Raw genomic sequence first — 11792 nt, 5'->3', positions numbered from 1 at the left:
GGAGAGCGGATGTGAGGTTGTTGAATGCCGGGGGCACCGACGCGTGACGGGGCCGGGGTGAGCACCTCTCCCGGCCCCGCCCGTCCGCACCTTGTCGGCGAACGTTCACTGGGGCGCTACCGCTCGACCTTCCGCGCGGCCCGAAGCCACTCCTTGTTCATGCGGGTGATGGACATCAGCGGGATGCCCTTCGGGCAGGCCGTGGCGCACTCGCCGGCCAGCGTGCAGCCGCCGAAGCCCTCCTCGTCCATCTGCGCCACCATGTCCAGCACCCGGGTCTCCCGCTCGGGCGCCCCCTGCGGCAGCACGTTCAGGTGGTTGACCTTCGCGGAGGTGAACAGCATCGCCGCGCCGTTGGGGCAGGCGGCGACGCACGCGCCGCACCCGATGCACTCCGCGTGCTCGAAGGCGAGGTCGGCGTCCGGCTTGGGCACCGGGGTGGCGTGCGCCTCCGGCGCGGAACCGGTGGGCGCGGTGATGTAGCCGCCGGCCTGGATGATCCGGTCGAAGGCGGACCGGTCGACCACCAGGTCCTTCACGACCGGGAAGGCCGCCGCCCGCCACGGCTCGATGTCGATCGTGTCGCCGTCCCTGAAGGACCGCATGTGCAGCTGGCAGGTGGTGGTGCGCTCGGGGCCGTGCGCGTCGCCGTTGATGACGAGGGAGCAGGCGCCGCAGATGCCCTCGCGGCAGTCGTGGTCGAAGGCGACCGGGTCCTCGCCCGCGAGGATCAGCTCCTCGTTGAGGGTGTCGAGCATCTCCAGGAAGGACATGTCGGGTGAGATGCCGTCCACCTCGTACGTGGACATGGCGCCTTCGGCGTCGGCGTTCTTCTGCCGCCAGACGCGCAGGGTGAGCCTCATGCGTAGCTCCGCTGGGTGGGGTGGACGTACTCGAAGACCAGGTCTTCCCGGTGCAGGACGGGCGCCTCGCCGGTGCCGGTGAACTCCCAGGCGGCGGCGTAGGAGAACTCCTCGTCCTTGCGGGCCGCCTCGCCGTCCGGGGTCTGGGACTCCTCGCGGAAGTGGCCGCCGCAGGACTCGGTGCGGTGCAGCGCGTCGAGGCACATCAGCTCGGCCAGCTCCAGGTAGTCGACGATGCGGTTCGCCTTCTCCAGGGACTGGTTGAACTCCTCGCCGGTGCCCGGGACCTTGATGCGGCGCCAGAACTCCTCGCGGATCTGCGGGATGCGCTCCAGTGCCTTGCGCAGTCCGGAGTCGGTGCGGGCCATGCCGCAGAACTCCCACATCAGCTCGCCGAGTTCGCGGTGGAATGAGTCCGGGGTGCGGTCGCCGTCGACGGCCAGCAGCAGGTTCAGCCGGTCCTCGGTCTCGGCGAGCACCTCCTGCACGGCCGGGTGGTCGCCGGTGACCTCGTCCCCGTGCGGGTTGCGGGCGAGGTAGTCGTTGACGGTGGCCGGCAGCACGAAGTAGCCGTCGGCCAGCCCCTGCATCAGCGCGCTCGCGCCGAGCCGGTTGGCACCGTGGTCGGAGAAGTTGGCCTCGCCGATCGCGAACAGGCCCGGGATCGTGGTCTGGAGGTCGTAGTCGACCCACAGGCCGCCCATCGTGTAGTGCACGGCCGGGTAGATCCGCATCGGCACCTCGTACGGATCCTCGTCGGTGATCCGCTGGTACATGTCGAAGAGGTTGCCGTACTTGGCCTCGACGGCCTTGCGGCCCATCCGCGCGATGGCGTCGGCGAAGTCCAGGTACACGCCCTGGCCGCCGGGCCCGACACCCCGGCCCTCGTCGCAGACGTTCTTCGCGGCGCGGGAGGCGATGTCGCGCGGGACGAGGTTGCCGAAGGACGGGTAGAGGCGCTCCAGGTAGTAGTCGCGCTCGTCCTCGGGGATCTTGTGCGGCGGCCGGTCGTCGCCCTTGGCCTTCGGCACCCAGATCCGGCCGTCGTTGCGCAGCGACTCGCTCATCAGCGTCAGCTTCGACTGGTGGTCGCCGGTGCGCGGGATGCAGGTCGGGTGGATCTGGGTGAAGCAGGGGTTGGCGAAGTACGCGCCGCGCCGGTGCGCCCGCCAGACGGCGGTCGCGTTGGAGTTCATCGCGTTGGTCGACAGGTAGAAGACGTTGCCGTAGCCGCCGCTGGCCAGCACCACGGCGTCCGCGAAGTAGGTGTCGATCCTGCCGGTGATCAGGTCGCGGGCGACGATGCCGCGGGCCCGGCCGTCGACGACGATCAGGTCCAGCATCTCGGTGCGCGGGTGCATCTCGACGTTGCCGGCGGCGATCTGCCGGGACAGCGCCTGGTAGGCGCCGAGCAGGAGCTGCTGGCCCGTCTGGCCGCGGGCGTAGAAGGTGCGGGAGACCTGGACGCCGCCGAAGGAGCGGGTGTCGAGCAGGCCGCCGTACTCGCGGGCGAAGGGCACGCCCTGCGCCACGCACTGGTCGATGATCTCCACGGAGATCTGTGCGAGCCGGTGGACGTTGGACTCGCGGGCGCGGAAGTCGCCGCCCTTGACGGTGTCGTAGAAGAGGCGGTGGATCGAGTCCCCGTCGTTGCGGTAGTTCTTCGCCGCGTTGATGCCTCCCTGCGCGGCGATGGAGTGCGCGCGGCGCGGGGAGTCCTGGTAGCAGAACTGGACGACCTTGTAGCCCTGTTCGGCGAGGGTGGCACCGGCGGAGCCGCCGGCCAGGCCGGTGCCCACCACGATGACCGTGTGCTTGCGCCGGTTGGCCGGGTTGACCAGCTTGGCCTCGAAGCGGCGCTTGTCCCAGCGCTCGTGGACCGGCCCGGCGGGGGCCTTGGTGTCGGCGACCGGTTCGCCGGTCGTGTAGTCGGCGTACGAAGTCATGGTCAGCTCACCACTCCGGTCATGACGCCCACGGGGACGGCGATGAAACCGGCCGTGAGCAGCAGCGCGAGGACGTTGGCGACGGTCTTCAGGGCGCGGTCGCGGGTGCGGCTGCCGGCGCCGAGGGTCTGGGCGGCGGACCAGAAGCCGTGCCGGATGTGCAGGCCCAGGGCGAGCATCGCGACGATGTAGACGACGTTGCCGTACCAGGTGGAGAAGGTGTCCACGACGTTCTGGTACGGCTTGCCCGTCTCGAAGCCGCCGGGGTGCACCGTGCCGGTGGTCAGGTCCAGGACGTGCCAGACGATGAACAGGCCGAGGATGACCCCGCCCCAGCGCATCGTGCGGGTGGCATAGCTCGCCCGGGGCTTGGTGTGCACGTACTTGCTGGGCCGGGCCTTGATGTCGCGCCGGCTGAGCTGGTACGCGGACACGGCGTGGGCGACGACCGCGACGACGAGGACGACGCGGATCAGCCAGAGCGTCCACTCGTAGTGCATGAACGGCTCGCCGACGGTGCGCAGCCAGTGCCCGTAGGCGTTGAACTCGCTCGCCCCGAAGAAGATCTTCAGGTTTCCGATCATGTGGGCGACCAGGTACAGCAGCATGATCAGCCCGCTGACCGCCATCACGGTCTTCTTGCCGACGGTCGAGTCCCACACGGTGCGCGCCAAGGACGGCCGTCGGTCCGTCCGCGTTGCCAGAGCCATGGCATCAGACGCTAGGGCCGACAGGGCCCATCGGTCCAAGACATGGTCCAGCTCGTTTCGATAGGTAGTGGCTATGGCGGGCTATGCTGGGGCGGTGCAGTTCCAGCAGCTCCAGTACTTCGTCGCGGTCGCCGAGACCCGGCACTTCACCCGTGCCGCGGAGGCGGTGCACGTCGCGCAGCCGTCGCTGTCGCAGCAGATCAAGGCGCTGGAACGGGAGCTGGGCGCGGACCTGTTCCTGCGGGCGCGCGGCAACATCACGCTGACCGACGCCGGGGAGGCGCTGCTGCCGCTGGCCCGGCGCATCCTCGCCGACGCGGACACCGCGCGGCACGAGGTGCAGGAACTGGTGCAGCTGCGGCGGGGGCGGGTGCGGCTGGGGGCCACCCCGAGTCTGTGCACGGGTCTGCTGCCGGACGTGCTGCGGGCCTTCCACGACCGCTATCCCGGCATCCGGCTGATGATCGAGGAGGGCGGCTCGCACGACCTGGTCCGGGAGCTGGCGCGCGGTGCGCTGGACCTGGCCCTCGTCGTCCTGCCGCTGCCCACGCCGTCGCCGGCGCTGAGCACGGTGGAGCTGCTGCGCGAGGAGCTGGTCGTGGTGTCCTCCCCGGAGGCGCCGCGGCCCGGCGGCGGGCGGCGCGCGGTGCGGATCGCCGACCTGGCGGGCGAGCGGCTGGTGATGTTCCGGCACGGGTACGACCTGCGGGAGCTGACGGTTGCGGCGTGCCGCTCCGCCGGCTTCGAGCCGGACTTCGCGGTGGAGGGCGGGGAGATGGACGCGGTGCTGGAGTTCGCGCGGGCCGGGCTCGGTGTCGCGGTCGTGCCCCGCATGGTCGCGGCGCGGGCCGGGCGGGGGCTGCGGGTGACGCCGCTGGCGCGGCCCGGGCTGCATCGGACGATCGCGCTGGCCCACCGCAGCGATGTGGCTCCGCCTCGGGCGGCTCGGGAGTTGCAGCGGATGCTGCTGGAGAGGTGAGGCGGGTTCGGTGCGGGGGCGCCATGGGGCGGGTTCGGTCCGGAGGCGCCGTGGGGCGGATCGTCGTGGCGGAGTGCGGGTCGTGCGGGGCTGGTCGCGCAGTTCCCCGCGCCCCTGGCGGCGTCGGGGGCGCCCGGCGAGCGCACAGCCGACCGCCTTCGCAAGCGCACAGCCTCTCGCCTTCCCGAGCTCACAGCCGACCGCTTTCCCGAGCGCAGCCGACCGCCTTCAGGAGAGGCGGGCACCCGCGTCTCCTGAAGGTACGGCAGCACGCCCCCCGGACGCACCGCGTGGGCCGGGTGGACGGTTCTTCGCGCACCGGGGCGACGGCGGTGGTCGGGCGGCGTGCTGGCCGACCGGTCAGCCGGTCGCGTCCACCAGAGCCAGGTCGTGCAGGCGCTCCGGCGGGCCCGGGCGGGCGTAGTACCAGCCCTGGGCCGTGTCGCAGCCCAGTATGCGCAGCTGCTCGGCCTGGGCGCCGGTCTCCACGCCCTCCACGGTGACCGCGAGATCCAGGCTGTGGGCGAGCGAGACGATGCCCTCGACGATCTTCAGGTCGACGGGGTCCGCCGGGAACCGCTGCATGCTCTGGGTGAAGGAGCGGTCCAGCTTCAGGACGCTCACCGGCAGCCGGCGCAGGTTGGCCAGGTTGGAGTAGCCGGTGCCGAAGTCGTCCAGGGCGATGGCGACGCCCATCTCGGCCAGCCGGCGCAGCGGCTTGAGCAGGTCGTCGTCCGCGCCGATCAGCGCCGACTCGGTCACCTCCAGGCAGAGCGCGTCCGGATCGACGCCCGCCCGCTCCAGGATGTCCACGGTGTCCTGGACCAGGCCCGGGTGGTGCAGCTGGCAGGGCGAGAGGTTGACGTTGATGCGCAGCGGGCCGCCCGCGGTCTGCGCGCCGTACCGCTCCCGCCACTGGCGGGCCTGCCGCACCGACTGCTCCAGCACCCAGCGGCCCAGCGGAACGATCAGCCCGGTGTGCTCCGCGAGCGGGATGAAACGGTCCGGGCCGAGCACACCGTGCGTCGGGTGGAGCCAGCGCACCAGCGCCTCGGCGCCGCGCACACTGCCGTCGCCGAGATGGACCAGGGGCTGGTACTCGATGAAGAACTCGCCGCGCTCCAGGGCCGTCGGGAGCGCGGTGGTCAGTCCGTGCCGGGTGATGACCCGGGCGTCGGCCTCCGGGTCGGCCAGCTCGTAGCGGTTGCCGCCCGCCGACTTGGCCCGGTACATCGTGATGTCGGCGCTGCGCAGCACCTCCGCCGCGCTGCGCTCCCCCGCCGGGCCCTCGACCACGCCGATGCTGCCGCGCACGGTCAGTTCCCGGCCGTCCACGCTGATCGGGGCGGTCAGCGCGTTCATGATCCGCCCGGCGAGTTCGTCGACCTCCTGCCGGGTGTCGGGGCCGGTGGTGAGCGCCACGAACTCGTCGCCGCCGAGCCGGGCCACCATCTCGCCGGGTGCGGTGGCGCAGGACTGGAGCCGGTCGGCGACCTCGACGAGCAGCCGGTCGCCGGCGGCGTGGCCGAGGCTGTCGTTGACGGCCTTGAAGCCGTCCAGGTCGAGGTAGCACAGGCCGAAGCGCCGGCCCTCGCCCGCGTTCAGGGCCTTCTCCAGGCGCTCGAAGAAGAAGCTGCGGTTGGGCAGGCCGGTCAGCGCGTCGTGGGTGGCCTCGTAGCGCAGCCGCAGGTTGAGCAGGCGCCGCTCGGTGGTGTCCTCCATCAGGGCCAGCTGGTAGCGGGGGGTGCCGTCGGCGTCGCGCAGCAGGGAGACGGTGAGGTTGGTCCACAGGACCGTACCGTCGGGCCGGTAGAAGGCCTTCTCCAGGTGGTAGTGCTCGCGCTCGCCGCGCACCAGCTCCTCGTAGAGCTTCCAGGTCTGCGGCGCGTCGTCGGGGTGGGTCCACTCGCGGACGTTGCGGCCGCGCAGCGGCTGGTCACCGAGGCCGAACATCCGGGTCAGCGCCTCGTTGACCTGGAGGACGTTGCCGTCCAGGTCGGCGATGCCGATGCCTATGGCGGCGCCCTCGAAGACCGCGCGGAAGCGGGCCTCGCTGGCGTGCAGCGCCTGGGCCACCACGCCCTGCGCCTGGAGCGCGGCCTGGGCGATGGCCTCCTGCTCGGCCAGGGTCCGCTCGCGCAGCGCCGCGGCGAACCCGGCCGCCATGGCGTGCTGGAGCCGCGCCGACCGGGCCCGCAGGTCCTCGCGGTCGCCGTCCCCGCCGCAGTACAGCACCAGGTAGGCGTCGACGCAGTCCAGGGTGCGGCTGAGCGCCTCGGGGTCGGTGCAGTGGGCGTCGACGAGCGCGGCGCCGACCGCCCTGCCCTCGTCCGCGTCGAAGGTGCGCGCCCGCAGCGCCTCGCTGAGCCTGCGGGCGAGCGGCAGCAGCTCCGCCTCGAACTCCGGCCGGGTCGACGACGTCGACGTCACCGGGAACACCGCCCGGCTCCAGATCGTCGCGAACCGGCGCAGTCTGTCCTCCGGCCCGTCCGGCTCCGCGATCACGCCGTACGTCCCACACCGGCGAAACCGGAGAACGCGTACGGGTCCTCGTCCTCCGGTGCGACCTCGGGCCGCCAGCGCGGCATCGGCACCAGCCCGGGTTCCACCATGTCGTACCCCTCGAAGAACCGCGCGATCTCCTCGCGCGAACGCATGATCAGCGGACTGCGGATGTCCTTGTACACGTCGACGGTGCCCCGCGCCCGCTCCGGCGGCAGCGGGATCCCCTCGTACGAGGCGTGCGTGAGGACCAGCATGCTGCCGGGGGCGAGGGCGCCGCCGAGCTCGGCCACCGCCGCGTACGGGTCGTCCGCGTCTTCCACGAAGTGCAGTATGGCAACGAGGAGCAGGGCGACCGGACGATTCAGGTCGATCAGCCGCTCCACCGCGGAACTGCCCAGGATCTCCTGGGGCTTGAGCAGGTCGGCGGCCACGACGTCCGCGTCGTCGTTGCCGGCGAGGACCGCGCGGCTGTGCGCGACCGCCACCGGATCATGGTCGACGTAGACCACGCGCGCCCCGGGGCGGGCCTGTTGGGCGACCTCGTGCACATTGCCGAAGGTCGGGATGCCGGAGCCGATGTCCAGGAACTGGGTGATGCCCTCGTCGGCGGCGTAGCGCACCGCCCGGCGCATGAACGCCCGGTTCGCCTGCATGATCTTGGGCAGCCCCGGCATGAACTCCATGGCCTTGCGGGCCGCTTCCCGGTCGACCTCGAAGTTGTGCGAACCGCCCAGGTAGTAATCGTAGATGCGGGCCACGCTCGGCACCGTCATGTCGATGCTGCGCGGGGCCCAGGCGGGACGCTCCATCGATCTCTCCAAGGCGTAGGCGATCCGGTGTTCGACCGGAGGCTACCGATCGCTCGCCGAACGGGCGAGCAGAAACGGAAATTGACCATCCGTTCCCGGTCACTGCCTGCGGCACGTGCCCGGCCGCGGGCCCCGGGCAGCGGGCACCGCCCGCCCACGGCAGAGGGCCGTCCCCTCCGCCTGGGGTGCGGAGAGGACGGCCCGGTGGTCGGTGCGCTCGCGGGGCTGTCCTGGGGAGGTCGCCCTGTTTTTCTCCTCGCTTCTCCTGGCTCTTCTTGTCTCTCCTTGTCTCTCTTGCCTCTCTTTGCTTCCCTTACTTCTCCTTGGGCGCGCCGACCGGCTTTCCGTCGGGCGAGACGGCGTACCAGGTGCCGCCGACGCCCTGACCGTTGGTGTCACCGGGCTTCTTGTCCCCGGCGAAGGTGTAGATGGGCCAGCAGTCGACCGTCTGCTGCTCGGCGCCGTCCGGGCGGGTGAAGGTCATCAGGTCCTTCTTGACGACGCCCTCGGTGTCCTCGGGTTCCACCGGCTCCACGATCGGCCACTTCTCCAGGCAGGCGCCGGTGCACGCCGACACCGGCTTCGGCCAGGCCTCGTCCTTCAGGAACCGGTAGACCGTCATGCCGTCGCCGTCGACGACGATCTCGCCGAGTTCCGGGTCGTTGCGGGTGGACAGGCCCGGCCGGTCGGTCGCACCGGCGCCGGCCTTCGCCTTCTTGCCGTCGGGTGCGAGCGCGTACCACTTGCCGCCCACGCCCTGGCCCTTGACCTCGCCGGCGGCGGTGTCCTTGGCGTAGCGGTAGGCCGGCCAGCCGCCGACGGTGAGCTGCTTGGTGCCGTCGGCGCGGGTGACCTCGCCGAGCAGTTCGGGGTCGATGCCCTCGCCGGCGGAGGCGTCGTTCGCGGGCACCGGCGGCCAGGCGGTGGCGCAGTCGCCGTCGCAGTTGGACTTGGGCGGCTTGGCGACGTCCTCGTCGAACCGGTAGAGGGTGCGTCCCGCGCCGTCGGTGACCAGCTCGCCCAGCTCGGCGTTGTCGGCGACGGCCAGCTTCCCGGCGCCGCCGGCGGGCTGTTCACCGGCCGCGGGCGGGCTCGCCGACTGCTGCCCGCCGCCGGTCCCGGCCCCGGCGCCGATGTCGTTCACGTCACCGGGTGCGGCGGTGGCGCCCACGTTCTGGCTGCTCCCGGCCGTACCACCGTTGTCCTGACCGCACGCCGTCGTCAGCGCCAGCACGGCCGCAGCGCTCGCCACGAGTGAGGCGCTCCGCCAGGAGGTCTTCATCGTCAACTCCCCGATCTTCGCAAAGCCGTCGCGGCCCCCTGCTGGGCCGCCGCACGACACTGGGTACGCGCGGCGGCACCCGTGGTGTTCAACCGGCGCCGGGATTTCTTCCCGGGACGCGCCACCGGCACCGGGCGGCACGCGTCACCGGCACCGGGCGGCACACGCCTCGGGCACCGGGCGGCACGCGCCTCGGGCGCCGCGCGGGACGCGCCACCGCCACCGCCCGGCACCCGCCTCCGGGCCGGAATCCGGCGTTCCGCCGAGCCGGAGCGCGCGTCGTGGCCGTACACGGGCGGGGCACGGCGATCAAACCGCTGACCGGCCGTTTCGCTCGTTCGGGGCAATCCCCGGGCACCTCGGCGCGCCCCTTTCCGGCAGGCCTCATGATCTGCGTCGTGCATCCACCCGAACCGACCCGATCCGCCTGCCTCGGGCGGGCGTTGGCCCTGGTGACGCTGACGCTCGTCATGGCCGGCACGCCGGCCGGGGAGGCGTCGGCCGACGCCTGCGCGTACGTGGTGAACGGTCCGGACGGCATCGACGCGGTGGCGGTCGCCGGCAGCGGCACCTGGCCGACCTTCCCGCCGTGCCCGCCGACCACGCCGCCTCCCCGGCCGACCCCGACGCCGACACCCGAACCGCCGCCGCCGAAGCCGCCACCGCCGCCCACCCCGGCTCCGCCACCGCCGCCCACCGTCGCGCCGGAGCCACCGCCTCCGACGCGTCCACCGGCGCCACGGCCCGTTCCGCCGCGCCCCGAGCCCCCACCGACGCCCACGCCGACGCCCACGTCGACCCCCACAGCCCCGGCCGCGCCCGCGCCCCCGCCGCCGGCCGGCCCCACGTCCCGGCCGTCCCTGACCCCGGTGCACTACCCGAAGTACCGACCCGCTCCGCCGCCCCGGCGGTCCACGCACGGCGCGCCGTCGCCCCTCGTCTTCGTCCTGCTCATCACGGTGCCCGCAGTGGTCGCCGTCGCGGCGCTGCGCCCGCGCTGATACCTGGAGGCCCCCTGTGGCGGAATGGCTTGTTCTCACCCTCGCGATGGTCGCCGCGTGTGCCGTCGTCGTCGTCATCACCCTCGTACGGCACCGGACGGCGTCCGAGGACGAGGACATCTCCGAGACCCCGGACGTCATCGAGTACATGACGATGTGGATCGGTGTGGTGTACGCCATCGTCCTGGGCCTGGCCATCGCCGGGGTCTGGGAGGCGCGCAGCGCCGCCCAGGACCACGTGCAGGCGGAGGCCGTCGCGCTGCACGAGATCTCGGAGCGGGTGCGGGTCTACCCGCCCGAGGTACGCGACCGGATTCGGGAGGATGTCAATGCCTATGTCGGACACGTCGTCAACACCGAGTGGAAGGTCATGGCCTCGCAGGACGACGTGACCGAGCGCGGCACCCAGCTCCTGGACCGGGTCCGCGCGGACGTCACCGACTACGAGCCGGCCTCGGACTTCGAGGCCCAGGCCTACCAGCCGCTGGTCGACCAGGTGGCCGCGGCCGACCAGGCACGCACCGCGCGCGCCGAGTCGACCGGGGCGACGATGCCGGGGGTGGTGTGGTTCGGGCTGATCATCGGGGCCGTCGTCACCATCGGCATGGTGTTCGCCCTCCAGATCCGGCGCACCATGCGCGAGTTGGTCCTGGCCGGGCTGTTCTCGGCGCTGATCGCCTTCCTGCTCTTCCTGATCTGGGACTTCGACAATCCCTACGGGCGCGGGCTGGCCGCCTCGGCGGAGCCGTTCCTGAACCTCTTCCCGGAGGTGAAGCGCGACTGACGCCCGGGCGCGGCGAGCCGGGGGACGGCATGCGACACGCCGGTGCCGTCCCCCGGCCGTACCAGCGGCGTCCCCTGTGCGGCCCACACGCTTGCCCCATTCGCGCGACTGCGATCGCGCCGGTGCACCCGCCTTCCTAGCGTTTCGGACATCGAGGTGCATGTCCGACGCGAGCGGAAGAGGTCCGCAGCTGCTCCTCGGGACCCGGAGGATCCACCATGCGCGCGATACCCGTCGCTTCCGTCGCACTGCTCGGCGCCTGTGCCCTGACCGCCTGTGTACCGGCCAACGCGGCGGGCGGCGGGAACATCACGCCGTTCGGCTTCAGCGTCCTGCCCTCGACCATCGCCCCGGGCGGCGAGGTCACGCTGCGGGTGGACCGCGAGGGCGGCGGCTGCAAGGGTCCCGCGACCGTCACGGCGCCGGTGTTCGACAGGGTGACCATCCCGCCGCGTCACACGTCGGCGAAGGCGGTGGTCGACTGGGACGCCAAGCCGGGCGCGGTGTACCAGGTGTCGTTCACCTGCGACGGGGCCACCGGCACCACGAGCCTGACCATCGCCGGGCACCACCCGAGCCCCTCGCCCACGCCCGAGCCGGTCCACCCCACGCAGCCCCACCACCCGGACCACCACAAGCACCCGCAGAAGGGCGTGCACGCCGGTGAGGGCGGCAGCTTCGCGGGCTTCGACCTCGGCGACATCGGCCTCGGCGCCGCGCTCATCGTCGGCGCGCTCGGCACGGCGTACCACTTCTCCCGCCGCCGGGACGGCGAGGAGGGCGCCTGACCGGCACCGGCGCCCCACGCACAGGGCTTCGCCCCGGGTCCCAGGAGGGGTCCGGGGCGAAGCCCTGTGCACGTGAAGCCCGGTGAACGTGCGGTGCCTCTGAACGTGCGGTGCGTCGCGGTCCG

Annotated in this window: 10 protein-coding genes; 4 read left to right on the top strand and 6 right to left on the bottom strand. The window is 72.4% G+C overall.

What is annotated here, in order from left to right:
• Nucleotides 1–116: 116 nt before the first annotated feature.
• Genes ACZ45Q_RS14445 through ACZ45Q_RS14435 form a run of 3 tightly spaced genes read right to left on the bottom strand, consistent with a single transcriptional unit; the run spans nt 117 to nt 3483 of the window.
• Entirely contained in the window at nt 117–863 is a 747-nt protein-coding gene (locus ACZ45Q_RS14445; protein ID WP_468259914.1) for a succinate dehydrogenase/fumarate reductase iron-sulfur subunit, read from the bottom strand.
• Nucleotides 860–2809, bottom strand: a complete 1950-nt coding sequence (locus tag ACZ45Q_RS14440; RefSeq protein WP_468259911.1) for a fumarate reductase/succinate dehydrogenase flavoprotein subunit — start codon at nt 2807–2809, stop codon at nt 860–862. Before ACZ45Q_RS14440 ends, ACZ45Q_RS14445 begins: the two co-directional genes overlap by 4 nt.
• A 2-nt stretch (nt 2810–2811) precedes the next feature.
• On the bottom strand, nt 2812–3483 hold the full coding sequence (locus ACZ45Q_RS14435) for a succinate dehydrogenase (RefSeq protein ID WP_468260369.1): 672 nt from the start codon (nt 3481–3483) through the stop codon (nt 2812–2814).
• A 130-nt stretch (nt 3484–3613) separates the two neighbouring features.
• Here ACZ45Q_RS14435 and ACZ45Q_RS14430 point away from each other — a divergent pair, with 130 nt between their 5' ends.
• Entirely contained in the window at nt 3614–4498 is an 885-nt protein-coding gene (locus tag ACZ45Q_RS14430) for a LysR family transcriptional regulator (protein WP_468259908.1), read from the top strand.
• A 360-nt stretch (nt 4499–4858) separates the two neighbouring features.
• Here the strand turns inward: ACZ45Q_RS14430 and ACZ45Q_RS14425 are convergent, their stop codons facing one another.
• The 3 genes from ACZ45Q_RS14425 to ACZ45Q_RS14415 form a co-directional block, all read right to left on the bottom strand.
• Nucleotides 4859–7003 (bottom strand): putative bifunctional diguanylate cyclase/phosphodiesterase, encoded by a 2145-nt coding sequence (locus ACZ45Q_RS14425; protein WP_468259906.1) that lies wholly within the window; start codon nt 7001–7003, stop codon nt 4859–4861.
• Complete coding sequence (locus ACZ45Q_RS14420; protein WP_468259904.1) at nt 7000–7812, bottom strand: SAM-dependent methyltransferase; 813 nt, start codon at nt 7810–7812, stop codon at nt 7000–7002. The genes ACZ45Q_RS14425 and ACZ45Q_RS14420 overlap by 4 nt, the downstream gene beginning before the upstream one ends.
• 313 nt (nt 7813–8125) lie before the next feature.
• On the bottom strand, nt 8126–9094 hold the full coding sequence (locus tag ACZ45Q_RS14415) for an SCO0930 family lipoprotein (RefSeq protein ID WP_468259902.1): 969 nt from the start codon (nt 9092–9094) through the stop codon (nt 8126–8128).
• A gap of 398 nt (nt 9095–9492) precedes the next feature.
• Here ACZ45Q_RS14415 and ACZ45Q_RS14410 point away from each other — a divergent pair, with 398 nt between their 5' ends.
• The 3 genes from ACZ45Q_RS14410 (at nt 9493) to ACZ45Q_RS14400 (ending at nt 11667) form a co-directional block, all read left to right on the top strand.
• A complete protein-coding gene (locus ACZ45Q_RS14410) occupies nt 9493–10095 on the top strand; it encodes a hypothetical protein (RefSeq protein ID WP_468259899.1) in 603 nt (200 codons plus the stop codon).
• Between the two features lie 46 nt (nt 10096–10141).
• Nucleotides 10142–10879 (top strand): bestrophin-like domain, encoded by a 738-nt coding sequence (locus ACZ45Q_RS14405; RefSeq protein WP_468260366.1) that lies wholly within the window; start codon nt 10142–10144, stop codon nt 10877–10879.
• 218 nt (nt 10880–11097) lie between these two features.
• Nucleotides 11098–11667: an RNA-binding protein gene (locus ACZ45Q_RS14400; RefSeq protein ID WP_468259896.1), complete on the top strand. Its 570-nt coding sequence runs from the start codon at nt 11098–11100 to the stop codon at nt 11665–11667.
• Nucleotides 11668–11792: the final 125 nt, after the last annotated feature.

This window comes from Streptomyces sp. NPDC031049 (genome assembly GCF_055571015.1).
The sequence above is the reverse complement of the archived record's forward strand: the minus strand, read 5'-3'. Positions and strand labels throughout refer to the sequence as shown.